29 protein-coding genes are annotated in these 26,493 nt (G+C 66.8%); 12 read left to right on the forward strand and 17 right to left on the reverse strand.

Going from position 1 to position 26,493, the window contains the following annotated elements:
- Nucleotides 1-3: 3 nt before the first annotated feature.
- Complete coding sequence (locus LNV23_RS17575) at nt 4-489, reverse strand: protein-tyrosine phosphatase family protein (RefSeq protein ID WP_263564175.1); 486 nt, start codon at nt 487-489, stop codon at nt 4-6.
- A gap of 13 nt (nt 490-502) precedes the next feature.
- Nucleotides 503-1,231 (reverse strand): creatininase family protein, encoded by a 729-nt coding sequence (locus tag LNV23_RS17580; protein ID WP_263564176.1) that lies wholly within the window; start codon nt 1,229-1,231, stop codon nt 503-505.
- 161 nt (nt 1,232-1,392) lie between these two features.
- Between LNV23_RS17580 and LNV23_RS17585 the strand changes: the two genes are divergently transcribed.
- A complete protein-coding gene (locus tag LNV23_RS17585; RefSeq protein ID WP_263564177.1) occupies nt 1,393-2,664 on the forward strand; it encodes an MFS transporter in 1,272 nt (423 codons plus the stop codon).
- Here the strand turns inward: LNV23_RS17585 and LNV23_RS17590 are convergent.
- From LNV23_RS17590 to LNV23_RS17610, 5 genes are read right to left on the reverse strand one after another with little or no spacing between them, the layout of a single operon-like run.
- Nucleotides 2,649-3,128 carry a thioesterase family protein gene (locus LNV23_RS17590; RefSeq protein WP_263564178.1) on the reverse strand — a complete coding sequence of 160 codons (480 nt, stop codon included), beginning with the start codon at nt 3,126-3,128 and terminating at the stop codon, nt 2,649-2,651. The genes LNV23_RS17585 and LNV23_RS17590 overlap by 16 nt on opposite strands.
- Nucleotides 3,129-3,148: 20 nt before the next feature.
- Entirely contained in the window at nt 3,149-3,694 is a 546-nt protein-coding gene (locus tag LNV23_RS17595) for a PAS and helix-turn-helix domain-containing protein (RefSeq protein ID WP_263517568.1), read from the reverse strand.
- A 44-nt stretch (nt 3,695-3,738) separates the two neighbouring features.
- A complete protein-coding gene (locus LNV23_RS17600; RefSeq protein WP_263564179.1) occupies nt 3,739-4,926 on the reverse strand; it encodes a substrate-binding periplasmic protein in 1,188 nt (395 codons plus the stop codon).
- A 17-nt stretch (nt 4,927-4,943) separates the two neighbouring features.
- Complete coding sequence (locus LNV23_RS17605; RefSeq protein ID WP_263564180.1) at nt 4,944-6,218, reverse strand: hypothetical protein; 1,275 nt, start codon at nt 6,216-6,218, stop codon at nt 4,944-4,946.
- Nucleotides 6,215-6,625: a PaaI family thioesterase gene (locus LNV23_RS17610; RefSeq protein WP_263564181.1), complete on the reverse strand. Its 411-nt coding sequence runs from the start codon at nt 6,623-6,625 to the stop codon at nt 6,215-6,217. The genes LNV23_RS17605 and LNV23_RS17610 overlap by 4 nt, the downstream gene beginning before the upstream one ends.
- A 109-nt stretch (nt 6,626-6,734) precedes the next feature.
- Between LNV23_RS17610 and LNV23_RS17615 the strand changes: the two genes are divergently transcribed.
- The 6 genes from LNV23_RS17615 (at nt 6,735) to LNV23_RS17640 (ending at nt 13,952) form a co-directional block, all read left to right on the forward strand.
- The gene (locus LNV23_RS17615; RefSeq protein ID WP_263564182.1) at nt 6,735-7,442 is read left to right on the forward strand and encodes a CoA transferase subunit A; all 708 of its coding nucleotides are present in this window, start codon (nt 6,735-6,737) and stop codon (nt 7,440-7,442) included.
- 84 nt (nt 7,443-7,526) lie between these two features.
- Nucleotides 7,527-8,165, forward strand: coding sequence for a CoA transferase subunit B (locus LNV23_RS17620; RefSeq protein ID WP_102770086.1), 639 nt, complete (start codon nt 7,527-7,529; stop codon nt 8,163-8,165).
- A gap of 174 nt (nt 8,166-8,339) precedes the next feature.
- On the forward strand, nt 8,340-10,082 hold the full coding sequence (locus tag LNV23_RS17625; protein WP_263564183.1) for a DUF1800 domain-containing protein: 1,743 nt from the start codon (nt 8,340-8,342) through the stop codon (nt 10,080-10,082).
- Between the two features lie 17 nt (nt 10,083-10,099).
- Nucleotides 10,100-11,491: a DUF1501 domain-containing protein gene (locus LNV23_RS17630; RefSeq protein WP_263564184.1), complete on the forward strand. Its 1,392-nt coding sequence runs from the start codon at nt 10,100-10,102 to the stop codon at nt 11,489-11,491.
- Between the two features lie 70 nt (nt 11,492-11,561).
- Nucleotides 11,562-13,391, forward strand: a complete 1,830-nt coding sequence (locus LNV23_RS17635; RefSeq protein WP_263564185.1) for a gamma-glutamyltransferase family protein — start codon at nt 11,562-11,564, stop codon at nt 13,389-13,391.
- 111 nt (nt 13,392-13,502) lie between these two features.
- Nucleotides 13,503-13,952, forward strand: a complete 450-nt coding sequence (locus LNV23_RS17640) for a hypothetical protein (protein ID WP_263564186.1) — start codon at nt 13,503-13,505, stop codon at nt 13,950-13,952.
- A 13-nt stretch (nt 13,953-13,965) separates the two neighbouring features.
- On the opposite strand, the gene ubiM is transcribed toward LNV23_RS17640, so the two are convergent.
- From ubiM to LNV23_RS17655, 3 genes are read right to left on the reverse strand one after another with little or no spacing between them, the layout of a single operon-like run.
- Nucleotides 13,966-15,249, reverse strand: a complete 1,284-nt coding sequence (gene ubiM, locus LNV23_RS17645; protein ID WP_263564187.1) for a 5-demethoxyubiquinol-8 5-hydroxylase UbiM — start codon at nt 15,247-15,249, stop codon at nt 13,966-13,968.
- Between the two features lie 46 nt (nt 15,250-15,295).
- Entirely contained in the window at nt 15,296-15,790 is a 495-nt protein-coding gene (locus LNV23_RS17650; RefSeq protein ID WP_263564188.1) for a disulfide bond formation protein B, read from the reverse strand.
- Nucleotides 15,790-16,266: a RidA family protein gene (locus LNV23_RS17655; RefSeq protein WP_263517554.1), complete on the reverse strand. Its 477-nt coding sequence runs from the start codon at nt 16,264-16,266 to the stop codon at nt 15,790-15,792. Before LNV23_RS17655 ends, LNV23_RS17650 begins: the two co-directional genes overlap by 1 nt.
- Nucleotides 16,267-16,449: 183 nt before the next feature.
- Here LNV23_RS17655 and LNV23_RS17660 point away from each other — a divergent pair, with 183 nt between their 5' ends.
- The 5 genes from LNV23_RS17660 (at nt 16,450) to LNV23_RS17680 (ending at nt 22,357) form a co-directional block, all read left to right on the forward strand.
- On the forward strand, nt 16,450-18,951 hold the full coding sequence (locus LNV23_RS17660) for a DNA internalization-related competence protein ComEC/Rec2 (RefSeq protein ID WP_263564189.1): 2,502 nt from the start codon (nt 16,450-16,452) through the stop codon (nt 18,949-18,951).
- Nucleotides 18,952-19,102: 151 nt separating this feature from the next.
- Entirely contained in the window at nt 19,103-20,182 is a 1,080-nt protein-coding gene (locus LNV23_RS17665; RefSeq protein ID WP_263564190.1) for an AraC family transcriptional regulator, read from the forward strand.
- Nucleotides 20,183-20,275: 93 nt separating this feature from the next.
- The gene (locus LNV23_RS17670) at nt 20,276-21,484 is read left to right on the forward strand and encodes a nuclear transport factor 2 family protein (RefSeq protein ID WP_263564191.1); all 1,209 of its coding nucleotides are present in this window, start codon (nt 20,276-20,278) and stop codon (nt 21,482-21,484) included.
- 109 nt (nt 21,485-21,593) lie between these two features.
- Nucleotides 21,594-21,821, forward strand: coding sequence for a YgaP-like transmembrane domain (locus LNV23_RS17675; protein ID WP_263517550.1), 228 nt, complete (start codon nt 21,594-21,596; stop codon nt 21,819-21,821).
- Nucleotides 21,818-22,357: an RNA polymerase sigma factor gene (locus LNV23_RS17680; RefSeq protein ID WP_263517549.1), complete on the forward strand. Its 540-nt coding sequence runs from the start codon at nt 21,818-21,820 to the stop codon at nt 22,355-22,357. Before LNV23_RS17675 ends, LNV23_RS17680 begins: the two co-directional genes overlap by 4 nt.
- A 24-nt stretch (nt 22,358-22,381) precedes the next feature.
- Here LNV23_RS17680 and LNV23_RS17685 read toward each other — a convergent pair whose 3' ends face one another.
- The 7 genes from LNV23_RS17685 to LNV23_RS17715 form a co-directional block, all read right to left on the reverse strand.
- Nucleotides 22,382-23,239 carry a glutaminyl-peptide cyclotransferase gene (locus LNV23_RS17685; RefSeq protein ID WP_263564192.1) on the reverse strand — a complete coding sequence of 286 codons (858 nt, stop codon included), beginning with the start codon at nt 23,237-23,239 and terminating at the stop codon, nt 22,382-22,384.
- Between the two features lie 129 nt (nt 23,240-23,368).
- Nucleotides 23,369-23,821, reverse strand: coding sequence for a GFA family protein (locus LNV23_RS17690; protein WP_263564193.1), 453 nt, complete (start codon nt 23,819-23,821; stop codon nt 23,369-23,371).
- Between the two features lie 23 nt (nt 23,822-23,844).
- Complete coding sequence (locus LNV23_RS17695) at nt 23,845-24,369, reverse strand: energy transducer TonB (protein WP_263564194.1); 525 nt, start codon at nt 24,367-24,369, stop codon at nt 23,845-23,847.
- Between the two features lie 216 nt (nt 24,370-24,585).
- Nucleotides 24,586-24,987, reverse strand: coding sequence for a VOC family protein (locus tag LNV23_RS17700; RefSeq protein ID WP_263564195.1), 402 nt, complete (start codon nt 24,985-24,987; stop codon nt 24,586-24,588).
- A 35-nt stretch (nt 24,988-25,022) separates the two neighbouring features.
- A complete protein-coding gene (locus LNV23_RS17705) occupies nt 25,023-25,463 on the reverse strand; it encodes a GNAT family N-acetyltransferase (protein WP_263564196.1) in 441 nt (146 codons plus the stop codon).
- 20 nt (nt 25,464-25,483) lie between these two features.
- Nucleotides 25,484-26,140, reverse strand: coding sequence for a hypothetical protein (locus tag LNV23_RS17710; RefSeq protein WP_263564197.1), 657 nt, complete (start codon nt 26,138-26,140; stop codon nt 25,484-25,486).
- Nucleotides 26,137-26,475: a hypothetical protein gene (locus tag LNV23_RS17715; RefSeq protein ID WP_263564198.1), complete on the reverse strand. Its 339-nt coding sequence runs from the start codon at nt 26,473-26,475 to the stop codon at nt 26,137-26,139. The genes LNV23_RS17710 and LNV23_RS17715 overlap by 4 nt, the downstream gene beginning before the upstream one ends.
- Nucleotides 26,476-26,493: the final 18 nt, after the last annotated feature.

Here is a 26,493-nt window from a genome sequence, read left to right on the forward strand (position 1 = left end):
CGTTCAGAACTGGTCCACCCAGCCCGACTGCAGGGCCGATTGCGGGTTGGAGCCGGCTGCGCGCACGGTGGACAGGGCCGCTTCACGCGGCAGTCCCAGGCTTTTCAGCACGCAGGCGGCCACCGTGCCGGTGCGGCCGATGCCGGCAGCGCAATGCAGCAGCACCTGTTCGCCCAGCACCAGGCTGTGGGCGATCTGCTCCACGCCCTGGCGGAAGGCTTGCGGGTCGGCGCCCAGGCCGAAGTCGCGCATGGGCAGGTGCTGCCAGCGAAAGGGCAGCCGGCCCTCGGCGATCGCCTTGTGATAGCCGGGCGAGAGCTGGGCCACCTCTTCGAGCGGGTTCAGGCAGACCACCAGATGCAGCTGGCGCAATCGCGCTTCGTCGAGGAAGGCGGACCAGGATTCCAGGCGCCCGGGCATGGATTGCAGCCACAGGCGGCCGGAACTCGGTGGGCTCAGGTCGGGAATCGGGACGGAGCGAAAAGGCATGGTGTCAGGGGGATCAAGGGACGCAGGCGGATACGGAGTCCAGCCAGGGGCCATCGAGGATATCGCGAGTTTCTTGCACGGCGATGGTCCAGAGCCGCTCCATCACCTCGGGTGGCTGCTGGTAGTGGCCGCCGTAGCAGCCATCGCCCAAGTAAGCGCGCTTGGCGACCGGGTCCATCAAGGCCATGCGGGCGTAGTCGACCAGGGGCTTGGGTGCATCGGGCAGGGCGACGCCGGGCAGGCGGGTCAGGCCTTCAAAGTTCTCCATCCAGCTGGCGTGCGAGGCCTGGGGGTCTTGCTCGCGCACAAAAGCCATGGTGCGCGGCGCGGCCCACCAGTTGTGCCATTTGAGCTGGATGCCCGGCAGCTCCGCGCCCAGCGCCTGCAAGAGGGCGGCTGCGCCGTTGTTACCGCCATGGCCGTTGACGATGACGATGCGGCGAAAGCCATGCTGGTGCAGCGAGCCGATCAGGTCGCGCAAGACCTGCAGCAAGGTCTCCAGACGCAAGCTCATGGTGCCCGGGTAGGCCATATAGGTGGGCGTGACGCCGTAGGCCTGGGCCGGAAAAACGGGCACCCCCAGCGGTTCGGCCGCCGCCGCCGCCGCCTCTTCGGCCAGGATGGCATCCACGGCCAGGGACAGAAACGCGTGCTGCTCGACGCTGCCCAGGGGCAGCACGGCACGGTCGTCCTGGCGCAGGTAGCGCTCGACCATGGACCAGTTGCAGTCTTTGATGCGCATGAGCTGAGAACAAGAGGGGATCGAAAGGTGGTGAAGGGCAGGGCGAAAGGCGTGGCGATTGTGCCCTGCAAGCGACGCTTCGCGCGCCCGAGCTGCCATGATGGCGGCCGCATTCTTGCTTCAGGCCCTTGCCTTCTTCCTTCTTGTTTCCACGTTTCTGAATGAGCCCACCTGCCGCTGCGCCTGCCATCCGCCAACCACGCTGGGTGCTGCTGGCCATCTGCGCCCTGTCCCTGATGAGCACGGTGGGCATGGCCTTGCCCTATCCCATCCTGGCGCCAATCTTTGTCGGCGGGCCGGTCGATGACTTCACCCATTTCGCCAGCCTGGACCCGCGCTTGCTGATGGGGCTGGCCCTGGCGGCGAATCCGCTCGGCATCCTGATCGGCAATCTCTTCATCGGCCCGCTGTCCGATCGCCATGGCCGGCGCCGTGTGCTGGCCGTGACCATCACCGCGACCTTGCTCAGCTACGGGCTCACCGCCTTTGCCCTCGGCCAGCGCTGGTACCTGCTGTTCGTGCTGGCGCGCTTCATCACCGGCCTGACCGAAGGCAATGTGTCGGTGGCGCGCGCCCTGCTGGCCGATATGCATGAGCAGATCGACCGCACCCAGGCTTTTGCCTGGCTCAATGCCTGCCTCTACATGGGCTGGCTGCTGGGCCCCCTGGTCGGTGGCCTGACCCTGCCGCTGGGCGAGAGCGTGCCGTTCTTGCTCGCCGGCCTGGCCATGCTGCCCTGCTTGCTGGTGTTGACGCTGTGGGTGCCCGATTGGCGGCCGGCTCCAACGGCCAGCGGCGCCCCCCCGCCGGGTTTCTGGCGCCAGCTGCGCGAGCAGCAGGTGCTGGGGCTGCTGAGGGCCGACCCGGTGCTGGCGGCCTTGTTTGCGCTGCAGCTGATGTACTGCTTGGGCGTCAACGCGCTGTACGAGTTCGCGCCGCTGTGGATGCTGGAGAACATGGGCCTGGGCAGCGCCGGCATCGCCTGGGTGACGGCGGCGCAATGCGCAGCCATGACCACGGCCAGTGTGGTGGCAGGCCGCTTGCCGGCCAGTCGCCGGCCGCTGCGGCGGGCGGCTTTGCTGGCGTTGTGTGCCGCCTTGGGCCTGAGCAGCCTGGTGCTGCTGCCCGGGCCGCTGGGCCTGGCGGCCATCGTCGGCCTGGGCCTGCCGCTGGCGCTCTACAACGCGGTGCTGCCGGCCTGGATGTCCGAGCGTTTTGCCGGCCATGGCCAGGGCCGGGTGATGGGCTTGCTGTCCACGGTGTTCTGCCTGTCGAATGTCTTGATGGCGGTGATCGGCGGTGGCTTGGCCCTGCTGTCCACGCGCTGGATCATGGGCCTGGGCGGTGTCTGCTGTGTGGCCGCGTCTTTGTTGCTGCTGCGCCTGGCGCGGCGTGAAGCGGCTCGGCCCGAGCTGGTTCAGGAAACGATGTAGGCGCCGGCGCCGCAGCTGAGCAGGCGGTCCTGCGCGTCGAAGAACTCCATGCGGGTGGAGGCCACCCGGCTGCCCAGGCGTAGCACCTGGGCCGTGGCGCGAAAGGCGGGCCCATTGCCGGGGCGCAGGTAGTCGATGCGCAGGTCGATGGTGCCCAGCTTGCCGAAGCGTTGCAGGCGCGCCTCAGCGCTTTCATCGAGATGCCGCGCGCCGATCGCCGCCATCACCGCCAGGCCGCCCATGGCATCCAGCGTGGCACTGATCACGCCTCCATGCAGACGCTGGTGGGTGAAATGGCCGATCAGCTCCGGCCGCATCTGCAGGCTGGCGCTGGCGGAGTCGGTGGCCAGCGATTCGATCTGCAGGCCCAGCACCTGGTTGAAGCAGATCTGGTGCTCGAACATCTCGCACAGGCGCTCGGTGAACTCGGGGTCGAAGATGCTGCGCACAGGGTTTTGCTTCATGGGGGCGGTGGTGGGTGGATTCAGATGACCAGCAGCTTGTGGACCAGGTCCGGCGTTGAGGCCGCGCCGTACTTCTTCATCAAACGCGCCCGGTAGACATCGACCGTGCGCGGACTGATGGCCAGGCGGCGGCCGATCAATTTGCTGGTCAGGCCTTCAATCAGCAGGGCAGCGATCTCGCGTTCGCGCGGGGTCAGCTCGGCCTTGAGCTGGCGATGGGCGGACAAGTCGGCAAAGCTCCAGATCCCTTCCGCATGAGGATCATCGGGCTTGAGGGCCCGGCCCGAAACATGGCACCAGAACAACTGGCCCGTGCTCAAGCGGCGCATGACCCGGTCGTCGGCATAGCAGCCTTGGGCATCGAGGCTGGCGACGATGCGTTCGCCGGTGCGCTCGAACTCGACCACGCTCGGGTACAGCAACTCCAGGCTCTGTCCGATCAAGGCCGAGCGCGGCGCCTGGAAGATGTCCAGCAGCTGCTGGTTGCAATCCTGGATCAGGCGCTGGGCCGAGAGCAGCAGGCCGATCGGTGCCAGCTCGAAGGCAGTGCGGTAGTCGAGAGGCATGGCGGAGCCGTGGGTGCGAGGGCGCGATTGTGGCTCAGCCCGGCTCAGGGGCCGGCTGCAGCGGCGGGCTGCGGCGTGTAGACGATTTTCAGCGAGGGATCCAGGCTGCTGCTGTCCAAAAAGGCCAGGGCGTTCGGCGTGTTGATCAGCCAGGCCCGCAGGGCTGCGGCCGTGCTGAATTCGCGCGGAGCCCGGCCTCTGCCGCTGAAGGTCATGCGCGACCAGATGGCCTTGAGCTGAGCGGCATCTTTGTCCAAGACCTGGCTGAAGAACTCCTGGCGCAAGGCGCCGCCGAGGCTGCCCAGCACCGCCCGCCCGCCGCCGGGCAGCTCCAGCATCTCGCCCAGAAACAAGGCGCTGATCTGCTGCCGGCTCAGCTGCTGCACAGCGCTGTTCGCCGCCATCACCAGCACTGGCTGCGGCGGGCTGTAGTTGCGGACGATGCGATCGATTTGACCGCTGGCCAGCAGGCGTTCGAAACCGGCCAGCAGCAGCGTGGCCTCGATGCGGCCGTTGCGGGGCACGGCACAGCGGTAGTCGGTGCGCGTGATGGGCAGACGCCAGGTCGCGAACTGGTGGCCGGGATCCTGGCGCAGATGCCAGGCGATCTCGCGCGTGTCGGCCACCGCATAGGGGGAGCGAATCAGCTTGAGCTTCTGCAGATTGCGGTCGACGGCGAAGGTGTCGTCGCGGCGCAGGCGCCCGTCGCTGAAACGCTCTTCCAGGCCCGGGTAGACGAAGCCCAGCACCGTGCCCACGGTCTGGCCGCGATGCAGCTGGTCGAGGTTGGAGACCGGCACCGCCGACTCATGACCGGCCAGCACCGTGGCCAACTCGAACAGCGGCGGGCTCCAGCTGTAGGCCTCGGGCGAGCGCACCCAGTCGGGGCTCAGGTGGCAGCGCAGGTCCAGCTCACCGGCCGCGACAGCGGCATCGACCCGGGTGCGCGGCAGCACCAGGGTCTGCAAGCTCATGCCCAGGTGTTCGGCCAGGGCTTGGACGATGTCGTGATTGATGCCGGCCACCAGGGCGCCATCACGGTACAGCGCATAGGGTGCGGACCAGGATTGCACGGCCGGTACGCGCAGGACCCGCTGTTCGGCCCGGCTTTGCGCCTGGGCCATACCGGCCGCCGCGAGCGCCGCCAGGCTCAGCAGCCAGGGCCAGGCATGGGATTTGTAGCCAAGTGGCTTGCGAGCGGTGTGCGCGCTTTGGGCGGTGGCTGTGCTCATGGCGTGCGGCCCGGCGCTCAGAAGACAAAGTCCAGGTTCAGGCTCAAGACGCGCACATGGCCATCCCAAGCCGGACCCTGGTAGTCGCCGATCGGTGGCGCGGCCGGGTAGCTGATGCTGCCGGTCTGTCCCAGGCGGATCTCCTGGGTGTTCTTCAACCACTCCAGATGCAGCTTGAGGGCCATGTTTTCGGCGCAGTCCCAGCGCAGGCCGGCCTGCCAGCTGCGGCGGCCGTTGGCGCTCTGCAAAAAGCGATCAAAGGCGGCGTTGGCGGCTTGGGCAGCAGCCGGTGCTCCGGCCCGAGTCTGAAAGCCCAGCGGCGCTTCGACAAAGCGAGTTCGGCCCACGCCGATAAAGGGTGTGAAGGCCCCCTGGCGGTGCGCGAGCTGCGCATACCAGGCATCGGCGTCGGCCACCAGAATGGAATCGGAGCGGCGCTGCATCCATTCGCTGTTGAAGCTCCAGCGGCCGAGCTCCAAGTTGAAGCCCAAGGTGTTGATGGCGGCGCGCACCCGCGCCGGCGCCCGTTCGGCCAACACGGCCGCGCAATTGCTGCAGCCGGTGGCGCCCGAGGCAAGCGCTTGCAGCTGGGCCAGGGTGCCGGGCAGCTGCGCATCCAGCCGGTAGTCCGAGCGCCCCAGGCGCACGCTCCAGGGCCCTTGTTTCCACTGCGCAGCCAGGGCGTTGATGGCGTTGGCCTTGACCCGGCCCGTGCTCAGGTCCACTTGCGTCCGGCCATGCACCCAGTCCAGGCTCAGCTCGGCCTCACCTACAGGCTGGCGCCAGACGGCTCCCAGGCCATCGACCTTGGTGATCGGGTTCAGGTGGTAGAGCGAGCTGTAGGGGCGCACATTGGTCTGCGCGTAGGCCACATTGCGGGTCTCGGACAGCTGGAAGACCGGCAGGGCCAGGCGGCCGGCATGCAGGCTGAGGTTGACCGAGGGGTCCCAGTCCAGATACAGCCATTCGGTGCGCGGTCGGTAGCGCAGCACGATGTCGTCCTTGGCCAGCACCTGCCAGACCAGGCGCAGTGCACCGTTGGGGTTCACGGTCAGCTGGGCCGAGAGTTGGCTGTCGCCGTCCAGTCGCCAGTCGCGCAAGGAGGCCGCGGCATTGCGGGCATCGGGACGCATGCTGGCGACGGGGTCGTCGGCGCGGTAGGCGCTCAAGGTGCCGAAGCCGTCCAGCTTGAGCCAGTCGCCGAGCTCGCCGCCGGCTTCCGCGGGCGCGGGTTCGGCACGGGCCAGGCTCGCAAGCAGCAGAAGAACGGGCCAGCTCCCGTGCGTCTTCATAGCAGGGCGTAGGTGGTGGTGGCCTGGGCGGCCAATCGCTCATCTGGGTTGAGGATGTCGATGCTGCCGAAGGCCAGGCTTTTGCCGCTGCGCAGCACCTTGGCGCGGATCAGGCAGAACGGCCCCGAGACCGGGCGCAGAAAGCTGGTCTGCAGTTGTACCGTCGTCATGGGCTTGAATTCGCCCAGCTCCGCCATCATGGCCAGCACCATCGCTGTGTCGGCTGCAGCCATGGCGACCTGACCGCACATCACGCCGCCGACATGGACGAACTCGGGTTTCACGGGCAGGCGCAGCTCCACTTCACCGGGCGCGCTGCTTAGGACCTCCAGCCCCATGCCCGCAATCCAGGGCGCAAAAATGCGGGGCAGGGCGGCTTGCAAATCCTGGGGGCTGAGACTGCTCATGGCGGGCACGGCTCCTTACTTAGGCGGGCGGGTACTTAGGCGATTCTACGTAATACAGTAAGTAGTAAGCTGCATCTCTTCCGATGGACTGATTGATGGAGAAGCATCGATGAACAAGGTTTTTGCGAGTGCGGCTGAGGCCCTGTCCGGCTTGGTCCGAGACGGGCAGCTGCTGGCCGTGGGCGGCTTCGGCCTCTGCGGCATTCCCGAGGCTTTGATTGCCGCGCTGCGCGACAGCGGCGTCAAGGACCTGACCGTGATTTCCAACAATGCCGGCGTGGACGGCTTTGGCCTGGGCCAGCTGCTGGAAACCCGCCAGATCCAGAAGATGATCTCCAGCTATGTGGGCGAGAACAAGGAGTTCGAGCGTCAGTACCTGGCCGGCGAACTGCAACTGGAGTTCACCCCGCAAGGCACGCTGGCCGAGAAGCTGCGCGCCGGTGGCGCCGGCATTCCGGCCTTCTACACCCGCACCGGTGTGGGCACCATCGTGGCCGAAGGCAAGGAACTGCGCGAGTTCGACGGCCAGACCTATGTGCTGGAGCATGCGCTGACGCCCGATGTGGCCCTGGTCAAGGCCTGGAAGGCCGACAAGAGCGGCAATCTGGTGTTCCGCCGCACGGCGCGCAACTTCAACCCGGCTGTGGCCATGGCCGGCAAGATCACGGTGGTCGAGGTGGAGCAGTTGGTGGAGGTCGGCGAGATCGACCCCGATGCCGTGCACCTGCCCGGCATCTATGTCCAGCGCATCGTGGTCAATGCCACGCCCGAGAAGCGCATTGAAAAACGTACCCTGACCGAGAAGAAGGAGGCTTGAAATGATGCCCCCACGTTCACTTTGTTCACTGCCCCCCGAGGGGGCGCAAGCCTCCTTCGGGACGGCCCAGCAGGAGACTTAATCATGGCCTGGACACAAGACCAAATGGCGGCCCGTGCGGCCCAGGAACTGCAAGACGGTTTCTACGTCAACCTCGGCATCGGCATCCCCACCCTGGTGGCCAATTTCGTGCCCAAGGACATCGAGGTCTGGCTGCAGAGCGAGAACGGCATGCTGGGCATCGGCCCTTTCCCGACCGAGGACGAGGTCGACGCCGACCTGATCAACGCCGGCAAGCAGACCGTCACCACGATCCCCGGCTCCAGCATCTTTGGCAGCCATGAGAGCTTCGCCATGATCCGCGGCGGCAAGATCAATCTGTCCATCCTCGGCGCCATGCAGGTCAGCGAGAAGGGCGATCTGGCCAACTGGATGATCCCGGGCAAGATGGTCAAGGGCATGGGCGGCGCCATGGACCTGGTGGCCGGCGTCAAGCGCGTGATCGTGCTGATGGAGCATGTGGCGCGCAAGAAGGACGGCACGACCGACCTCAAGATCCTGCCCCAGTGCACCCTGCCGCTGACCGGCCTGGGCGTGGTCAACCGCATCATCACCGACCTGGCCGTCATGGACGTGACGCCCGAGGGCCTCAAGCTCGTCGAGCTGGCCGAAGGCGTGACGCGCGAAGAGGTGCAGAGCAAGACCGGCGTGCCCCTGCTCTGAGCCCTCCGCGGCGAGCTTCACGTATTTCCGTCAAGGCCGGTCCACACCGGCCTTTTTTCATGGTCGCGGTGAATGTGGCCCGAGCCTGCAACATTCGCTTGCAAAGCAGGCCTGTAAGCAGCTCAATGCCCGAGCAGGCGCAGGCTAGAGTGACAGCCTGTTCCGAGAGAAGCCATGATCCAAGACGACACCCCATCCTTGCTTGCGGTGGATGCACCAGAGGCAAACGTGCCGGCGCCGGTTCCTGCCGCAGAACACGCACCGGCGCAGACTCTGCGATGGCTCAGCCTCTTGTCTGCTACGCCCCTGGCCGCCTGCGGAGGTGGAGGCGGTGGCAGCGATGGCAGCCCGGCGCCTTCGCCGACGCCCGCTCCTCCACCGCCGCCGCCTCCTCCTGCTCCGCCGACCGAAGCCGAAGCAGCTCGCTTCCTGGCCCAGGCTGGATTTGCCGCCAGCACGACCGAGATGGCCAAGGTTCAGGCCCAGGGTTACAGCGCCTGGCTCGATGCCCAGTTCGCCGCGCCTATCAGCCAGGGGCATTTCGACTGGATGGTGGCCAAGGGCTATGCGGTCGAGGCCAACAAGAACAACTTCAATGGCGTGGACAACACGCTCTGGCGCAAGCTGCTGGGCTCGCCCGACCCGCTGCGGCAGAAGGTGGTGCTGGCGCTGTCGGAGATTTTCGTGGTGTCCATGGCCGGCCTGCCGATCAGTTGGCCAGGTTTTGCCGTGGCGGCCTATGTGGACATGCTGGAGCAGCGCGCTTTCGGAACCTTCCGCGAGCTGATCGAGGGCGTCAGCCTCTCGAACGCCATGGGCGTCTACCTCAATATGCGCGGCAACAAAAAGGAAGACACCGCCAGCGGTCGTCTGCCCGACGAGAACTACGCGCGCGAGCTGATGCAGCTCTTTACCATCGGCCTGGTCGAGCTGAAGGCCGATGGCACGCCGGTGCTCGATGCCGCAGGCAAGCCCAAGGACACCTACACCCAGGGCCAGATCAGCGAGCTGGCGCGGGTGCTGACCGGCTGGGAGTTCGACGGCGCCAGCGCCACCGACCCGGCTTTCATGAGAAAGCCCATGGTGCATCTGGCCACGCGCTTTTCGGTCGGGCCCAAAAAGGTGTTGACGGTCGATGTGCCGGCCTCGGCCACCGGGCCGGAAGCGCTCAAGATCGCACTCGACACCCTGGCCAACCATGCCAATGCTGGCCCCTTCTTCAGCCGCCAGTTGATCCAGCGCCTGGTCGCTTCCAACCCCAGTCCGGCCTATGTGCAGCGCGTGGCGGCGGTGTTCAACAACAACGGCCAGGGCCAACGCGGCGATCTTAAGGCGGTGATCCGCGCGGTGCTGCTGGACAGCGAGGCGCGCACGCCCGGCAGCTCGCCCTCCAGCGGCCGCTTGCGTGAGCCCATCCAGCGCTTCATCCAGTGGGGCCGCAGCTTCGGCCTGAACTCGCCCACCGAGCTTTGGAACATCGGCGATCTGAGCAACCCGGCCACCCGTCTGGGCCAGAGCCCGCTGCGCAGCCCTTCGGTTTTCAATTTTTTCCGGCCCGGCTATGTGCCGCCCAACTCGCAGCTGGGCACCGCCCAGATCACTGCGCCCGAGTTCCAGCTCTGCAATGAGAGCACGGTCGCCGGCTACCTCAACTACATGCAGACCGTGATTGCCAGCGGCGCTGGCGAGGTCAAGCCCAGCTACACGGCCGAGCTGGCGTTGGCGGCCGATGCGCCGGCCCTGGTGCAGCGGGTGGCTTTGCTGCTGGCTGGCGGTGGTTTGAGTCCCACCACGGTCAACACCATCGTCACGGCCGTGGCGACCATCAATGCCAGCAACGATGTCGGCAAGCTGAACCGTGTGCAGGCCGCCATCCTCCTGGTCATGGCCAGCCCCGAGTACCTGATCCAGAAGTGACGCGAGAGAGACCCGCCATGGCATCGGTTCACCGCCTCCAGACCCTGCAACGCCGCGAGTTCCTGCGTCGCGCCTCCGCCCTCGGTGTGGCGGGCGCGGCCGCGCCCTGGGCCCTGAATTTGGCCGCTCTGGGCGAAGCCGCGGCGCAGACGGCGCCCAGCGACTACAAGGCGCTGGTCTGCGTGTTTCTCTACGGCGGCAATGACTACGGCAACACCGTCATTCCCTATGACGCGCCCAACCACACGGCCTACCAGACCATACGTCAGACCCTGGCCATTCCGCGTGACCAACTGGCCGCCACGGCGCTGACGCCGCGCGTGGCCTTGCCCGGTGCGCGGCAGCTGGCGCTGGCGCCGCAGATGGGGCGGCTGAAAACCATCTTCGACGCCGGCAAGCTCGGCGTGCTGCTCAATGTCGGCACCCTGGTTCAGCCCACCACCCTGGCCCAGTACAAGGCGCAGAGCGTGCCCTTGCCGCCCAAGCTGTTCTCGCACAACGATCAGCAAAGCGTCTGGCAGGCCAGCACGCCCGAAGGCGCCATATCCGGCTGGGGCGGTCGCCTGGGCGACCAGTTCCTCGGCGCCAACGGCAATGCCACCTTCACCTGCATCAATGTCTCGGGCAATGCGGTTTTCATGGCCGGACAGCAGGCGGTGCAGTACCAGATGTCCACCAGCGGCGCGGTCGCCATCAACGGCGTCACCCGGCCGATGTACGGCTCACAAGCCTGCGCCGATGCGCTGCGCAGCCTGATCACGGCCGAGCGCAGCCACTGGATGGAGCAGGAACTCAACCGCGTGGTCAGCCGCTCGGTCAATGCCCAGTCCATCGTCGCTTCGGCCCTGAACACCTTGCCGGCCCTGAGTACGGTATTCGACACGAGCAACAACCTAGCCACCCAGCTGCAGATGGTGGCCAAGATGATTGCCGCGCGCAGCAGCATGGGCGCCAAGCGCCAGGTGTTTTTTGTCTCCATCGGCGGCTTCGATCTGCACGATTTCCTGCCCGACCAGCACCCGGGCCTGCTGCGCAAGGTCTCCGAGGCGCTGGGCAGTTTTTACGATGCCACGGTGGAGCTGGGCGTGGCCAACCAGGTCACTGCTTTCACCGCAAGCGATTTTGGTCGCACCTTGAGCAGCAATGGCGACGGTTCCGACCATGGCTGGGGCAGCCATCATTTCGTGCTGGGCGGCGCGGTCCAGGGCGGCCGCTTCTGGGGCCAGGCCCCGGTGGTCGCGGTCAACGGGCCGGACGATGTCGGCCAGGGCCGGCTGCTGCCCAGCAGCTCGGTCGACCAGCTCGGCGCCACCTTGGCCAGCTGGATGGGCGTGCCGGCCACGGACCTGAGTCGCGTCATGCCGCAGATCAGCAACTACACGCAGAAAGACCTGGGATTCTTCCAGTGAGGGCAGGGCGGCGGCTGGACTAGGATCGACGGGTCATTCCCGTCACCCTTCTGCCCCGATCGGCTGCCCCATGTCTTTTGTTGTTCGCACCCTGAGTCCGGCGTTGTCCCTGAGCGTCTTGGCCTTGCTGGCGCTGGCCGCCTGTTCCACACCGGACGCTTCACCCCAAGCCGCCAAGTCGGGTGCAGCGGACCTGATTCAGCCCGAGTCTGCCAGCGGCTGGACTGCCAAGCAGGCCCAGGCCAGCGCCCATTTCGCCGTGGCCGCGGCCCATCCTCTGGCCTCGGATGCCGGCCGTGAGATTCTGCTTGCGGGCGGCAGCGCGCTCGATGCCGCGATCGCCGTGCAAATGGTGCTGACCCTGGTCGAGCCGCAGTCCAGTGGCATCGGCGGCGGGGCCTTCTTGCTGCATTGGGATGGCGCCAAGGTGCAGGCCTTTGATGGCCGCGAGACCGCCCCGGCTGCGGCCGACGAGAACCTCTTCCTCAAGCCCGACGGCAAGCCCATGCCCTATCTGCAGGCCGTGGTCGGTGGCCGCTCGGTCGGCACGCCGGGCCTCTTGCGCATGCTGGAGCAAGCCCATGCACAGCATGGCAAGCTGCCCTGGGCGCGATTGTTCGAGCCGGCCATCCGCCTGTGCGAGCAGGGCTATGCCTTGAGCGGGCGCAGCCACAAGCAGTTGCTCAACAACACGGCCTTGCGCCAGGACCCGCAGGCCGGCGCCTACTTTTTCGATGCCCAAGGCCAGGCCCTCCCCGAGGGGACCCGGCTGCGCAATCCGGCCCTGGCCGCCGTGCTGCGTCAGGTGGCGGCCGGCGGCGCCGATGCCTTTTTGAAAGGCACTGTCGCTCAGGACATCGTGCGCCGCGTGCGCGGTCATGCCAGCAACCCCGGCCTGCTCAGCGAGGCCGATCTGTCCGGCTACCAGCCGCGCCAGCGCGAGGTGCTGTGCACGCCCTGGCGTGGCCAGCAGGTCTGCGGTTTCCCTCCGCCGTCCTCCGGTCATCTGACCGTGATGCAGATGCTGGGCATGATGCCGGCGCAGACCCCGGCCCAGGCCTTCAGCGAAGGCGTGCCCAGTGCCGCCTGGCTGCACCGTTATGCCGAGGCCAGCAAGCTGGCCTTTGCCGACCGCGCGCAGTACATCGCTGACCCCGATTTCGTGGCCGCGCCCGGCGGCGACTGGCGCAGCCTGCTGGCGCCCGAGTACCTGCAGGCGCGCGCCGCCCTGATCGGCCCGCGCAGCATGGCCAGCGCCGCCGCGGGCCAGCCAGCCGCGCCCGTGCGCGTGGGCTGGGCGCCCATGCCCGATCAGCCCGAGCACGGCACCAGCCACATCAGCATCATCGACGCGGCCGGCCGGGCCGTGGCCATGACCACCTCGATCGAGGCTGGCTTTGGCGCCCGGATCATGAGCAACGGCGGCACCGGCTTGCCCGGCGGCTTCATACTCAACAACCAGCTGACCGACTTTGCCCTGGCGCCGCGCGATGAGCAGGGTCGGCCGGTCGCCAACCGCCTGCAGCCGGGCAAGCGCCCGCGCTCCAGCATGGCGCCCACCCTGGTGTTTGACGCCAGCGGCCGTCGTTTGAACATGAGCCTGGGCTCGCCGGGTGGCCCGGCCATCATCCACTTCGTGGCCAAGACCTTGCTGGCCACGGCCGACTGGCAGTTGGATGTGCAGCAGGCCCTGGACCTGCCGAACTTCGGCAATTTCGGCGGGCCTGTGTTTCTGGAGCAAGGGCGTTTCCCGGCGGCCACGCGAGAGGACCTGCAGGCGCGCGGCCATCGCCTGGTCGAGACCGAGTTGACCAGCGGTATCCAGGCCATCCAGCGCAGCCCCACCGGCTGGCTCGGCGGGGCCGACCCGCGGCGCGACGGCGCGGTGCGTGGCGACTGAGTGTTCAGGCGAGCGGCGCGCATTTGCTTACAGCCTGAGGATCCTTGTCGTCATCGGCCTGTCGCGTTCGAGCGTTGCTGAGGGCATCACCAGCCCCTCGGAGCTTGAACCATGTGGACCTTGCGCACTTCCGTTTTTGCCGGCCTGGCCTTGGGCCTGGCCTGTTTGGGTCAAGCCGCCCAGGCGTCCGACATCGGCGTGTCTGTGTCGGTCGGTCAGCCGGGCTTTTATGGCCGCATCGACCTGGGCTCGGCCGGCCCGGCGCCGCGCTTGATCTACAACGAACCGGTTTGGGTGCAGGGGCGGCCACACCACCACCGTGAACGTCTGCGTGTGGAGCCCTGGTATCTCTATGTGCCGCCCGGCCATGTCCGCCACTGGGCGCGCCACTGCGGCTATTACGGCGCCTGCGGCCGGCCGGTGTACTTCGTTCAGGAGGGCTGGTATCGCGAGGCTTACGGCCCGCGTCGTGGCGATGACCAGGGTTGGTACTCGAGTCACCACGGCCATGACCACCATCATGATCGCGGCCGCCGCCGCGGCCATGGCGACGATCGCTGATGAAGTCAGGCGGCTAGCTTCGATTCATGCGCAGCGCTTGCAAGCCGCGCAACAGGGGCGAGATCAGCGGCGGCGTGCGGCCGGTCAGCTGGGCGCTGATGGCCGCTTGCAGCGGCGGCAGCCGGCGGGCGATTTGCAGCACGCCTTTGCGCAAGAGCCGGGCCGGTGCGCGCTCGTCGGTGAACAAATTCACCACCGCATTGGTGCCCTGGTAGATTGCCCAAGTGCGGCGGCGGTGCTTGGCAGCATAACGTTGCAGCAGCGCGGCATCACCGAGATCCTGGCACTGCGCATGGGCCGTGCCCAGGAGGTTCGCCAGCTTCTGCACCCCGTAGAGCCCGAAGTTGTAGCCATGCGCGGTGACCGGATGCATGCCCACGGCGGCATCGCCGACCAGGGCCAGGCGCCGGGTGGCGAAGCGGTGGGCATAGCAGGCCACCAAGGGGTAGAGGTGGCGCGGGCTGGCCAGGCGGATCTCGCCGAGGCGGCCTTGCAGCTGGGTCTGCACCCAGGCGCGGAAGCGCTCAGCATCCCAAGTCTGCATCTCGGCCGCGCGGTCGGCGCTGACGGTCAAGACCAGGGAGCTGTAGCCGCCGTTGAGCGGCAGCAGGGCCAGGGTGTGGCCGTAGTGAAAACATTCCAGCGCGATGCCCTCGTTCGGCCCGCTGTGGGCCAGGCGGCAGACCATGACGCTGCGGCCGAAGTCGCGCATCTGCGCACCGATGCCGGCCATGCGCCGAACCGTGGAAAAGCGGCTGTCGGCGGCGATCACCAGCGGAGCACGCAGGCTTTCACCCGTGCTCAAGCGCACTTCGGCCAGCTCGGGCGTGGCGTTCAGATTCAGGCCGCTGACGCGGCAGTCGGTGCGCAGCTCGATGCGGTCTGCTCGCCGCTCCACCGCCCGGTAAGCGATGCGCCGCAGCCAGTGGTTGGCCACCAGATAGCCCAGCTCGCCTTGGCCATCGGTGGTGCCAAAACCCAGGTGCTCGGGCGCCTCGCCGTCGAAGACATGGGCGCGGCGCAAGGGTGCGATTTCCTCCGGCGGCAGCAAGGCCCATTGGCCCAGCGCTTCAAGCACGGCCCGGCCTGGGTGGGTCAGCGCGATTTCGCGGCCGTCTTCGGCCGGATCTTGCAGGGCGCTGAGCGGCGCAGCCTCCAGCACGCAGCTGCTGATGCCGGCATCGGCCAGGGCGCAGGCCATGCTGAGGCCGGCGGGGCCGCCGCCGACGATGAGCACGCGGTCGCTGTGAGCGGCAGGGTCCTTTGGAGGGGATGAAGGGGAAGGCTGGATCGACATGGGCGCCCAGCCTAAGGCCGGGCTGTCGTCTCAGCCTTGATCGGGATCAGCGTTTCTTGTTAAGCGCCAGCAGGCTCAGGCCGCCGATCAGCAGGAAGGACAGGCCGCTCCAGATTTCGTAGGGCAGGCCCAACAAGCGATAGGCCGCGGCCTCTTTGCAGGTGGCAGTGACCATGAAGACAAACGGCCAGCGCATTTCCAGATCCAGCGCCTCGAGCACGGTCTCGGCGAAGGTCAGCTTGCAGGTGTCCATCAGCGCGGCCACCTCATGCTGGTAATAGGCCGAGGCCAAGCCAGCTACAGCCAGCAGCAGCAGCCCCAGCAGGCTGGCTGTGCGAAGCGGCCGCTGGCGCTTGAACAACCAGCCCAAGAGGGCGACTGCGGCAATCAACAAAAAGATGCCACGCTGCATCACGCACCAGGGGCAGGGCTTGACCCCGAAGCCATGCTGGGCGACCAGGGCGAAGGCCACGGCAGCCAAGCTGCCCAAGCCGATGGCGGCCAGCGCTTGATCGGGGAACTTTGAGACCTTGAGGAACATCAGTCGGCTTCCACTTCCACAATCATCTCGATCTCGACGCAGGCACCCATGGGGATCTGCGCCACGCCAAACGCGCTGCGGGCGTGGGCGCCCTTGGCGCCGAAGACCTGGCCGATCAGTTCGGACGCGCCATTGGTGACCAGATGGTGTTCGGTGAAATCGGGGGCGCTGTTGACCAGGCTCATCAGCTTGACGATGCGCTTGATCTTGTTCAGATCGCCCACGGCAGCGTGCAAGGTGCCCATCAGATCGATGGCGATGGCGCGCGCGGCGGCCTGGCCGGTGGCGGTGTCGGTGTCGCGGCCCAGCTGGCCGACCCAAACCTTGCCGTCTTGCTTGGCCAGGTGGCCGGACAGGAAGACCAGATTGCCGGTGCGCACGAAAGGCACGTATGCCGCGGCGGGAACGGCCAGTGGCGGCAGGGTGATGCCCAGGGTTTCGAGCGTGGTGTAGACGTTGGGAGTGCTGTTGCTCATGGCGAGGCCGCTTTCTTCTGCATGCTGAATTCGGAGGATCGCTGCGTGGGCGGGCGGCTGTGAAAGCGGCGCTGCTCTGGCTACGATCGGGTGGCGCGCATCCTACACCGAGCGGCCTGCCGCCCCCTTTCCTCAGGGCCGGGTGAGGCCCGCAGCGCGCGGACGCCGGAGCCTGTGTTTGTGATGCGCTCTCCCGCATTCGATGAATCCCCTGGTCCTGCTGGAGCTGTTCTCTGGCCGGTGCTCTTGGCCTTGCCGGTCCTGGCTTGGCTGGGCGGGCTGGTGCTGCTGCAGACCCAGCGCGAACTGCCCGGTGAAGCCGTGATCGCCGCCAGCTTGCTGGCGGGTCAGGGCTGCTGCGTCATGGTGGGCCGCTGGTGGGGCCGGCGCCGCGCAGCGCTGCTGTGGGCCGCCCTGGCGGGCTTGCTGCTGGCTTTCAGCTATGCCAGCTGGCGCGCTGAGCTGCGCTTGGCCGAGCGCCTGCCCGAAGCCTGGGAGGGGCGCGACCTGCTCCTGATCGGCCGCATCGATTCGCTGCCGGCCGCCACCCTGGGCCAGGCCGGCGCGCCCGGCTGGCGCTTTGAGTTTGAGCTGGAGTCCGCCCATGCCGGGCCTCTGTCCAGCGATCCACCGCTGCCCTTGCCGCCGCGTCTGCTGCTGAGCGCCTATGCCGAGCATGCCGATGCTGCGCCGCCGCCCCTGCGAGCAGGGGAGCGTTGGCAGTTGCTCGTGCGGCTCAAGCAGCCACAAGGGCTCATGAATCCGCATGGCTTTGACTACGAGCTCTGGATGTTCGAGCAAGGCCTGCGTGCCAGCGGCGTGCTGCGGCCTGGCGGGGCGCAGCGGCGCTTGGCGGAAGCCCCCATCACCAGCATCGATGCGGCGCGTCAGCGTCTGCGCGAAGCCTTGCAGCGCCGCGTCGGCGAGCCCGGCGCGGCCGGCGTGCTGGCGGCACTCAGCCTGGGCGACCAGGCAGCCATCAGCCGCGCCGACTGGGCCTTGTTCCGCGACACCGGCCTGAGCCACCTGCTCAGCGTCAGCGGCTTGCATGTGACCATGTTCGCCTGGGCGGCCCAGGGCCTGCTGGGCTGGGCCTGGCGCGGCAGTGCGCGCCTGTGCCTGCGTTGCCCGGCGCCCGCCGTGGCGCGCTGGGGTGGCGTGGCGGCGGCCCTGGCCTATGCCTTGTTCTCGGGTTGGGGTATACCGGCGCAGCGCACCGTCTGGATGCTGGCCAGCCTGGCCCTGTTGCGCAGCCTGGGCTTGCGTTGGCCCTGGCCGCTGGCTTTGCTGCTCTCTGCCCTTGTGGTCACTGTGGTCGATCCTTGGGCGGTCTGCCAAGCGGGCTTCTGGCTGTCTTTTTGCGCCGTGGGCCTCTTGATGGCGGCCGGCGATGATGAACCCGCACACGGCTGGCGCGCGCAGCTCTTGGCCGGCTTGCGCAACCAGGCGGTGGCCACGCTGGGCCTGGCACCGCTGAGCCTCTTGTTCTTTCAGCAGCTGTCTCTGGTCGGTGTGTTGGCGAATCTTTTGGCCATCCCCTGGGTCAGCTTGGTCATCACGCCCTTGGCGCTCGGCGGCGCGATCCTGCCAGGGCTGTGGATCTGGGGCGCATGGTGTGTGGAGCTGATGATGGCCTTGCTGCGCTGGCTGGTGAGCTGGCCGCTGGCGGTCTGGACGGTGCTGGTGGCGCCCTTGTGGGCGCAGGCCGCGGGTTTGGCGGCCGGTGTCTTGTTGGTGCTGCCTCTGCCATGGCGTCTGCGTGCCTTGGGCATGGCGCTGGCTTTGCCCCTGCTGTGGCCGGCGCCCGAGCGCCCGCGCGAGGGTGAGTTCGAGTTTCTGGCCGCCGATGTGGGGCAGGGCACCGCCGTGCTGCTGCGCACCGCGCATCACGCCTTGCTCTATGACGCCGGCCCGCAGTACGCGCCCGGAGTGGACGCGGGCCAGCGCGTGCTGCTGCCGCTGCTGCGCGCGCTGGGTGTGCGCCAACTGGATCAATTGATGCTCAGCCACCGCGACAGCGACCATGTCGGCGGTGCCGCCTCGGTGGCGGCCGGCCTGCCGGTGCAGGGTTTGCGCAGCTCGTTGGAGCCCAGCCATCCCTTGCACCGCTTGTTTCAGAGCTCGTTGCCTTGCAATGCTGGCGAGCGCTGGGTCTGGGACGGCGTGCAGTTCGAGCTGCTGCATCCGAGCGCTGAGCAGGTCCGTCAGCAGCAGCTCAAGAGCAATGAGCTGTCTTGCGTGCTGCATGTGCGCAATGCCTCGGGCCAGCAGACCGCGCTCTTGATGGGCGATCTGGAGGCGGGGCAGGAGGCGGAACTGCTGCGCCGCCATCGGCCGGGGGCGCTGCGGGCCGAGCTGCTGCTGGTGCCGCACCACGGCAGCAAGACCTCGTCTACGCCCGAGCTGCTGGCCGCGGTGGCGCCGCGCTGGGCGGTGGTCCAGTCGGGCTATCGCAACCGCTTCGGCCACCCGGCCTTGCCGGTCATGGCGCGCTACCAGGCGGCCGGCATCGAGGTCTTCAACAGCCCGGACTGCGGCGCCTGGCGCTGGCGCAGCGAAAAGGAGGCGGCCAGCTGTCAGCGCCTGCTGGACCGGCGCTATTGGCACCGCCGGCCTTTGTCGATGGGAGCCGACCGGGAACGGGTAGGGCCGCCGGAGGCGGAACGAAGCGGCGAGGAAGACTAGGGTCGCTTGATTCTTGCTTTGTGCATGTCCTGTGTCACTTTGGGCATGGGAGTGGCTGGTGTAGCGTGGCGGGTGGCTTCATCGCGAGCCCTGATACTGCAAGCGCAGGCCGCTGCTGCGACTGCTGGCTTGTTCAAACTTGGTTTGTTCGATGGATCTGTCCTATTTGCTGTTCTTTTTTGCCGGCCTCGGTGCTTTCAATGGATTGGCGCTCACAGCCTGGTTGCTCTGGCGCCGGCCGGTCAGCCTCGCTCAGCGCTGGCTGGCCGCCGTGGTGCTGATGCTCAGTGTGCGCACGGGCAAGTCGGTGCTGTTCTATTTTTGGCCAGACATTGCCAAGCTGGTGCTGCAGATCGGTCTGTCCGCATGCTTCCTGATCGGCCCCTGCTTGATTGCTTTCGTGCGCGCCTGCGGCGATGCGCAGGGCGAACGCACGCGCCGGGACCCGATCTGGCTGCTGGCCTTGCTGACTCTGGTGCTGGGATTCGGCCTGCTCTACCCCTATTCGGTCCATACCGCCTTGTGGCAAGGGCCGATCTGGCGCTCGATCCAGTATTTCTGGCTCGCCTGCTTGCTGCTGAGCGCGGCCAGCTTGTGGCTTCTGTTGCGCCGGCCGCCAGCGATGGATGCGTCTGCAAGCGGGGTGACCGAGGCCGCACCGCTGGACTTTGGGACGGGCTTTGCCGCGGCCGTCACGGCCGGGGTCAGCCTGGTCTGGGCGGCCTATTTTTGGTCGGGCTGGACCTCCTACATCTCCGGCGCCTTGTCCTTCTCGGTACTGGTTTGCCTGAGCATTGCCTTCGCGGTGTTTCGCCGGCCTGCGTTGCCTGCGCCAGCCCCGCTCAGCGAGCCCTACCAGCAACGCAAGATTGCCCCGGCCGAAGCCGAGGCGGAGCTCGCGGCCTTGCATCGCCTGATGGTCGAAGAACAGCTCTACCGCGACCCCAGCCTCAGCCTGAACAAGCTCGCCCGGCGCTTGTCCATGCCGCCGGCGCGTTTGTCACAGCTGCTGAACGACAACCACGACATCAGTTTCCGGCAATACCTCAACCAGCACCGCATTGAAGCCGCAAAGCAGTTGCTCGGCGCGCCGGGCCCTTCGTCCATGGAACAGGTCGCCGAAGCCTCAGGATACCTGTCGATGTCGACCTTTTACAGCAGCTTCAAGAAGGCCGAGGGCGCCACGCCGGCCGCCTGGCGGCAGGCCAAATTGAGGGAGGCAGGCTCCTGAAACCGGTTTTGGGACTCCGGAAACCGATGGCAAGCTTTTGATTCACAAGTAACTTCAGCAGCATGGCGGCACTTTTCCACTCGGAGCTTGCCCATGCTGTTTTGCCTTCCTTCGTTCGCATTCTTCTGTCCTTTGGCTGCGCTGGCTCGGCGCCTCGCGGGTGCCGGGCTTTGGGGTCTGACTCTGCTTGCCAGTCTGTTTTTGGCCGAGGCGGAGGCCTCTGCCGCGGCACCGACCGAGAGCGCGCAAGTCGCCTTTGTCATCCAGGACTATCTCGACGGCAGTTCCTACAACCGCAGCGAACAGCTGCGCCGTGCCTTTCATGCCGACGCCCGGCTTTACCTGAACGGCAAGGACGGCGCCATGCGGGAAGTGGGTATCGAGGATTACGCGGCCTGGTTCAGCAAGTCGCCAGGGCAATTCAACGGCAGGGTGGGGCGTTTGCTGAATGTGCAGGTGGAGGGGGACATCGCCAGCGCCAAGGCCGAGATCGTGATGAGTCGCGAGCCTGCGCGTTTTGTCGACCTGTTCCTGCTGCGACGTTCCGAAGGACAGTGGAAGATCATCAGCAAGACCGCCACCCGCCACGCCACTCCCGCGCCCTCGCATGGCAGGCAGGTGCTGCTTGTGGTGTCGAATGTGAGCAAGATGCCCGGCACTGCGCTCAGTTCCGGCAACAGCTTTGTCGAACTGGTTCATGCCTATGCCCAGTTCCGCGCGGCAGGCTATGGCGTGCAATTCATCAGCCCCGAGGGCGGGGCCGTGCCCTTGGCCTATGTGGACACCAGCGATGCGGAACAGCGTTCGAGGGTCTATGACGCCGATTTCATGTGGGCCCTGGCCCACACGCGCAAGCCCGAGGAGGTGAAGGCAGAAGACTATGCCGCCTTGATGTACATCGGCGGCAGCGCCGCCATGTTCGGCCTGGCCGACAACCCGGCACTGCGCACCCTGGCGGCACGGCTCTATGAGCAGCAGCGGGCGGTCATTGCCGCGGTCTGCCATGGCAGCGCCGGGCTGGCCGAGCTGATGCTGGCCGATGGCAGCGCGCTGGTCAGCGGCAAGCGTGTCACGGGCTACCCTGACGCCTTCGAGAACAAGAATGCACCCTACTACAAGAGCTTCCCGTTCTCGATCGAGCAACGGTTGCAAGAGCGCAAGGGCGTGTTCACGCAGGGCCCTCGCAATCAGTCTCATGTGGAAGTCGATGGCCGCCTCATCACCGGTATGAGCTGGGAGTCGACCCGCGATGTGGTGGCTGCCATCGTCCGGCAACTGGATGCCGGCGCTGCGCGGCCCTGAAGTCCAGCGCTTGTCTGTTACTTTTGGTTTTTTGAAGCCGGGCCTGAATCCTTTGGCCCTCGGTTTGACTCTAGGTCGGTGTCATTCACTTCATTTTTGGATCACTGCCATGGCAAACCTCTACTTCAAACGCAATCTTCCGGTCTGGGAACGCGGCTTGCGCCTGCTGGCCGCAGGCCTGCTCGGCGCCCTGGGCTTGGGCCTGGGTGGCCTGTTCAGCGGCTGGTTGGGCTGGCTGATGGTGGCAAGCGCAGCAAGCCTGGGCCTGACGGCTTTTGTCGGGTTTTGCCCGGCCTGCGCCATGCTGGGCCGGCGCAGTCTGGGCCCGCGTTCATGATCCGGGCCTCGCTGCCCCTGATCGAGGCGGCCACTCGCGGCGACAGCCTGGCCCTGGCCGAGCTTTTGAAGGTCTGCCAGCCTGACCTGAAACGCTTCGCCCGGCGCAGCTGTTCCAGCACCGAAGACGCCGAGGATGCGGTGCAACTGGCACTTTGGCAGCTGTACCGCCGTGTCGGCGCCTTGCGCACCGTGGCCACGTTTGCCACCTGGCTGTTTCGCATCGTCGAACGTGAGTGTTACCGGCTGTACCGGGGCCGCAGCAAGGCGGAGTCGCTCGAAGACTTGGCGGAGCATGAGTTGCCGGCGGCGCTGGCGGTGCCCGCCGATTTGCGCGCCGACCTGGTCCGTGCCATGCAACAACTGGCGCCGCCCTACCGCGAGGTCCTGCTTTTGCGCGATGTGCACGAGTTGACGGCGCCCGAAGTGGCCGCCCAGTTGGGCCTGAGCCTGGCGGCCGTGAAAAGCCGTCTGCACCGCGCGCGGGCCCAGATGCGCGAGCATCTGCTGGCCAGTGACTACTGGTCGGAGGGCTGAGCCCCGCGGTCGGGCGGCGCGGCCTCAGCCGCGCCGCTTCAGGCGAATCTCGAACAGCGTGGGCCAGAGCTTGCCGGTGACGAAGAGGCGCTTGCCGGCCGAGTCCCAGGCGATGCCGTTGAGCACCTCGGGCGCTTCCTCGGGGCGAGGCTTGCGCGGGCCGAACTGGGCTGGGGCTGGCAACTGGCTGCGCAGGCCGCGCAGGTCGATCCAGCCGCGCACCTGGCCGCTGGCCGGGTCGATGCGGGCAATGATGTCGGCCTGCCAGATGTTGGCGTAGATCTCGCCGTCCACCCATTCCAGCTCGTTGAGCTGATCGACCGGCTGGCCCAAGGCGCGCACGGAGATGCGGCGCAGCTCGCGGAAGGTCTTGGGGTCGAGCACGCGCAGCTCGGCGCTGCCGTCGCTGAGGTAGAGGTGCTGGCCATCGTGGGTCAGGCCCCAGCCTTCGCCGGGCAGCTTGTACTCGCGCTTGGGCTCGAAGCTCTTGAGGTCGAAGACAAAGACCTTGTGGGTGGTCCAGGTCAGCAGGTAGAGCTCGTCCTTCCAGGCCGTCAGGCCTTCGGCGAAGTGTTCTTGGGCGATGTCGCGTTTCTGTTGCACCTGGCCGTCTTCCAGACGCACACGGCGGATGCTGGAGCGGCCGTTCAGGCCCGTGCTCTCGAACAGCTGGCCGTCTCGGAACAGCAGGCCTTGGGTGAAGGCCGTGGGGTCATGGGGGTAGCGATTCACGATCTCCGGTTCGTCCACCGGCAGGGCCACGCGCTGCGCCTGTGCCAGCGGGCTCCAGCCTCCCAGGGTCAGCGCAGCCCCGAGCAAGGCCAAGCTCAGACCATGGCGAAACCAAGTGCGGCGGTAGGGCGGCAGGGCGGCAGGGGTCATGAGAGTGGTTCGATGGTTGAGGATGAAGCCGGTGCAAGGTGGTGCTGTGCGCGGCGCCGCGCAGGCCGCAGTGTGCCTCAGCAGACGTACTGGGGCCGGCGGCACTGCCGCTGCGCCGGTGATCCACACTCAGTCCGGCAGCGGGCTCATGCCGTCAGCGCCGCCGCGGCGCGGCAGCTTATCGCCCGGCAAGGCCACCCAGGGCGCGCCATCGCTGCAGAAGTAATGCCCGCTGGCGGAGGGCCAGTCCTCGACAGCCGGGCCGCCGGCCTCGGCTGAGAGCAAGGCACCAGCTGGCACACCGATGATTTCGGGCATGCGAGCATCCACGGTGTAGAGGTGGCTGCCGCACCGAGCGCAGAAAAAGCGCTGGCCATTCGCTGTGGGCGTGTACTCGCGCAGAGCGGCCTGACCTTCGATCTGCACATCCTCTGCGGGCAAACTCAGCCAGGAACTGAACGCCGCGCCGCTAAGCCGCCGGCACTGACCGCAGTGGCAGTGCATGAAGCCACGCGGTGCGGCGCTGCAAAGGAGCGAGGCCGCACCGCAGTAGCAAGCGGCTCGCCAGTGGGACTTGTTCAAGGCGTGCTCTTCTTGTGCTTGCCTCAGCGCATGGCAAAGTTGATTTGGAACAGATACTGCATCTTGCAGGGCTGGCCGCTGCAGACCGCGGGTTTGAAGCTCGTGGCCATCAGCACGCGCGCCGCAAATTTGGCCATGTCGGGGTCGACCTTGCCATGGGCCGACACATGGGTGGCACGGCCTTGGCTGTCCACATCGACCAGCAGGTCCAATTCGCCGCGAGCGCTGTAGGCCTCCATGCCTTTTTTGATGGCGTTGAACACTGGCAGCAGGCCATCGGCAGGGAAAGGCGGCTCGTCTCCTGGCTTCATGTCCTCGTACATGGACTGCAGGGCGGTTTTCTCTGCTTCATCCAACTCGGCGTAGCGACGATTCAAGGGAATCACCTTGGAAGTGGCCCAGACCTGCTTGAAACGGGTGCCGGTTTCGTCTTCCATCAAACTCATCTGCTTTTTGGGCAAATCGGCCGCCAGCGTTGGGCTCAAGCCTGCGAGCTGCAGCAGCACGGCCAGGATCAGGCCCCGGCAGGCGTAGGTGCGTGTGTTCATGTGTTTGCTCTCCCGTATCGTTGAAGCTTGTGTCTGTCTGTCTGTCTGCCTGGGGCCTGGTTCGTCTCGCAGGTCCAGCCCGGCTGAACGCGATGTTCGCACAGCCCCGAAGCTGGCTGCTTGCGAAGTCCAGAGACAAACGAACAGCATGGTCGCCCAGGGAGTGGAGTGCGTACAAGTAGGGCAGCACCTCAGCGGTCTGTACGGCCCAGCGGATCAAGCCGGCAAGCCAGCTTCTCTCAACTGCAACACATTGCCTTCCGGGTCATGCCCGTCGCAGGCCCGGAAACCGCGCATCTCCCACTCGCGCTCCGGGCCTAGCAGATCGCCACCCAGGGCACGAGCGCGGGCTCGCGCAGCGGCCAAGCTCGGTACCGGAAAGAAGAGCTTGAGGGCGCAGTCCTCGCGGCGCTCGGGCGGCGTGCTGATGCGGAAGGATTCAGCGATGGCGGGAGGGATGCTGTGCACCACCAACTCCATGCCCGAGTTCGCCCGCAGCACCCAGTGGTCAGCTGCGCTGTGCAGGACTTGCAGGCCGAGCACGGCCTCGTAAAAGCGAGCCAGGCGTTCGACATCCTTGGCAAACACCACCGAGCCAAATGCGACGGGAGCGGACATGGTTTGTGCTTTCAGAAAAGTCGTGAGGAGGGCGCTCAGTCAGTGGCTGCGGGCCGGATCAGCATGGCCATGCCTACCGAGCGCGGTGCGGTCAGCTTGAAGCCAAATTGGGCATAGAGCTCATGGGCCTGGCCGTCGGCGATCAGGCTGATATAGGCCGACTCGGGCAGCTCGGTCTCGATGTGCGTCATGATCTCGCGCATCACCCGCTTGCCCAGACCGCGGCCTTGGTGGGCGGGCAGGACGGCGATGTCGGTCACTTGGTAGAAGCAGCCCCCGTCACCGATCAGTCGTCCCATGGCCACGGTGTCGCCTTGGTGCTGAATCTGCACGGCAAACAAGGTGCCGGACAGGCCGCGGCGGGCAGCCTCCTCGCTCTTGGCGCTCAGGCCGCTGGCGCTGCGCAGATGGCGATAGGTCTCGACGCTGGGCGTGGCCAGCTGGACGGTGTAGACATCCGGGGTGGTGGTGTTCATGGGCGGAAACTGGCGTGGGCTTAGGCCTCGGCAGAGGCCGGCGGCAGTGTAAAAGTTTCCGGGCCTGCCACCGTGCTCAGTTCGCACGGCTGGCGCCGCTCCACGCTGCGCCAGCGGTGTTCGGTGCATTCGCGCAGCAAGAGGTCGTGCATGCCGATCAACAGCGTGACCCGCGCCCGGTCCCAGTGCCCGGTGAGGCGGTAGCAGTCCACCCCGTCCACTGGCTTGAGGCCGCGAAATCGCAGGCGTTTCAGCTCCAGCAAGGAGCGGCCGCCGCTGCCAGGGAACAGCAGGGAGGCAATGGTGTGTGCGGCCCCGTGGGAAATGCCGGTGGCATTTGCAAGCGCCAGTTCGCGGTTCTCGAAACGGCGCGTCAACGCCTGTTCGGCCTTCGGGTAGTCCACGCGCAGGTAAGCCTCACCCGCGACCCAGCCCAAGCTGTAGTGACTGATGCGTTCGCGCAGCGGCGGATAGGGGTGCGGGCAATCGAAGTCGAAGCGGAAATCGCCTGCCGAGTTGCGTGCCGTGCGGAACTCGATGGCATACGGCAGGCGTCCCAGCCAGATCTGCACCTGGCCGCAGTCGGCGTATTCACTTAGGCTGGCATAGCGATGCAACACGGCCTGAAGAAACTGACGCGCGCTGGCGTGGCCCGCGCTGCTGTGCTTGCCGCTCATGGCATCGAGCTTTCTTGCGCGTCGTGGCGCAGTTCGACCTGGGTCGGGGCCGCGTGCATCAGCAGCGGCGATTGCGCCCAGGACTTCACTTGCGCAATGTCACGCTCCAGCTGCTCTCGCTCGGCGGCCAGCTCCTTGCTCCGTCGCCAGGCCAGGGCGCGAGCCTCGGCGCTGTTGTCCTCGCGGCTCAGCTGCTCGTCCAGGCGCTTCTGGTCTTGCGCCATCACGCTCAGGCGCTCTTTCAAAGGCAATACACCCGACTCGACCGGCTGGTAGGCCTGCACCGAGAACAGGCAAGAGGTGGCGATTCCACAAGCAGCTTGCTTCAACTTCATTTCATCATCTCCCGCTGT

The sequence above is a fragment of the Kinneretia sp. DJ1R-11 genome (genome assembly GCF_025717595.1).
Classification (GTDB): domain Bacteria; phylum Pseudomonadota; class Gammaproteobacteria; order Burkholderiales; family Burkholderiaceae_C; genus Paucibacter_A.

What these genes read in the sequence shown, in the direction of transcription:
- LNV23_RS17710 (WP_263564197.1), bottom strand. Translation starts at nt 26,140, where the DNA reads ATGAGCGGCAAGCACAGCAGCGCGGGCCACGCCAGCGCGCGTCAGTTT.
- ubiM (WP_263564187.1), bottom strand. Translation starts at nt 15,249, where the DNA reads ATGTCGATCCAGCCTTCCCCTTCATCCCCTCCAAAGGACCCTGCCGCT.
- LNV23_RS17680 (WP_263517549.1), top strand. Translation starts at nt 21,818, where the DNA reads ATGATCCGGGCCTCGCTGCCCCTGATCGAGGCGGCCACTCGCGGCGAC.
- LNV23_RS17615 (WP_263564182.1), top strand. Translation starts at nt 6,735, where the DNA reads ATGAACAAGGTTTTTGCGAGTGCGGCTGAGGCCCTGTCCGGCTTGGTC.
- LNV23_RS17695 (WP_263564194.1), bottom strand. Translation starts at nt 24,369, where the DNA reads ATGAACACACGCACCTACGCCTGCCGGGGCCTGATCCTGGCCGTGCTG.
- LNV23_RS17675 (WP_263517550.1), top strand. Translation starts at nt 21,594, where the DNA reads ATGGCAAACCTCTACTTCAAACGCAATCTTCCGGTCTGGGAACGCGGC.
- LNV23_RS17665 (WP_263564190.1), top strand. Translation starts at nt 19,103, where the DNA reads ATGGATCTGTCCTATTTGCTGTTCTTTTTTGCCGGCCTCGGTGCTTTC.
- LNV23_RS17660 (WP_263564189.1), top strand. Translation starts at nt 16,450, where the DNA reads ATGCGCTCTCCCGCATTCGATGAATCCCCTGGTCCTGCTGGAGCTGTT.
- LNV23_RS17585 (WP_263564177.1), top strand. Translation starts at nt 1,393, where the DNA reads ATGAGCCCACCTGCCGCTGCGCCTGCCATCCGCCAACCACGCTGGGTG.
- LNV23_RS17605 (WP_263564180.1), bottom strand. Translation starts at nt 6,218, where the DNA reads ATGAAGACGCACGGGAGCTGGCCCGTTCTTCTGCTGCTTGCGAGCCTG.
- LNV23_RS17685 (WP_263564192.1), bottom strand. Translation starts at nt 23,239, where the DNA reads ATGACCCCTGCCGCCCTGCCGCCCTACCGCCGCACTTGGTTTCGCCAT.
- LNV23_RS17635 (WP_263564185.1), top strand. Translation starts at nt 11,562, where the DNA reads ATGTCTTTTGTTGTTCGCACCCTGAGTCCGGCGTTGTCCCTGAGCGTC.
- LNV23_RS17640 (WP_263564186.1), top strand. Translation starts at nt 13,503, where the DNA reads ATGTGGACCTTGCGCACTTCCGTTTTTGCCGGCCTGGCCTTGGGCCTG.
- LNV23_RS17705 (WP_263564196.1), bottom strand. Translation starts at nt 25,463, where the DNA reads ATGAACACCACCACCCCGGATGTCTACACCGTCCAGCTGGCCACGCCC.
- LNV23_RS17655 (WP_263517554.1), bottom strand. Translation starts at nt 16,266, where the DNA reads ATGAGCAACAGCACTCCCAACGTCTACACCACGCTCGAAACCCTGGGC.
- LNV23_RS17715 (WP_263564198.1), bottom strand. Translation starts at nt 26,475, where the DNA reads ATGAAGTTGAAGCAAGCTGCTTGTGGAATCGCCACCTCTTGCCTGTTC.
- LNV23_RS17700 (WP_263564195.1), bottom strand. Translation starts at nt 24,987, where the DNA reads ATGTCCGCTCCCGTCGCATTTGGCTCGGTGGTGTTTGCCAAGGATGTC.
- LNV23_RS17580 (WP_263564176.1), bottom strand. Translation starts at nt 1,231, where the DNA reads ATGCGCATCAAAGACTGCAACTGGTCCATGGTCGAGCGCTACCTGCGC.
- LNV23_RS17650 (WP_263564188.1), bottom strand. Translation starts at nt 15,790, where the DNA reads ATGTTCCTCAAGGTCTCAAAGTTCCCCGATCAAGCGCTGGCCGCCATC.
- LNV23_RS17630 (WP_263564184.1), top strand. Translation starts at nt 10,100, where the DNA reads ATGGCATCGGTTCACCGCCTCCAGACCCTGCAACGCCGCGAGTTCCTG.
- LNV23_RS17575 (WP_263564175.1), bottom strand. Translation starts at nt 489, where the DNA reads ATGCCTTTTCGCTCCGTCCCGATTCCCGACCTGAGCCCACCGAGTTCC.
- LNV23_RS17620 (WP_102770086.1), top strand. Translation starts at nt 7,527, where the DNA reads ATGGCCTGGACACAAGACCAAATGGCGGCCCGTGCGGCCCAGGAACTG.
- LNV23_RS17610 (WP_263564181.1), bottom strand. Translation starts at nt 6,625, where the DNA reads ATGAGCAGTCTCAGCCCCCAGGATTTGCAAGCCGCCCTGCCCCGCATT.
- LNV23_RS17670 (WP_263564191.1), top strand. Translation starts at nt 20,276, where the DNA reads ATGCTGTTTTGCCTTCCTTCGTTCGCATTCTTCTGTCCTTTGGCTGCG.
- LNV23_RS17600 (WP_263564179.1), bottom strand. Translation starts at nt 4,926, where the DNA reads ATGAGCACAGCCACCGCCCAAAGCGCGCACACCGCTCGCAAGCCACTT.
- LNV23_RS17595 (WP_263517568.1), bottom strand. Translation starts at nt 3,694, where the DNA reads ATGCCTCTCGACTACCGCACTGCCTTCGAGCTGGCACCGATCGGCCTG.
- LNV23_RS17590 (WP_263564178.1), bottom strand. Translation starts at nt 3,128, where the DNA reads ATGAAGCAAAACCCTGTGCGCAGCATCTTCGACCCCGAGTTCACCGAG.
- LNV23_RS17625 (WP_263564183.1), top strand. Translation starts at nt 8,340, where the DNA reads ATGATCCAAGACGACACCCCATCCTTGCTTGCGGTGGATGCACCAGAG.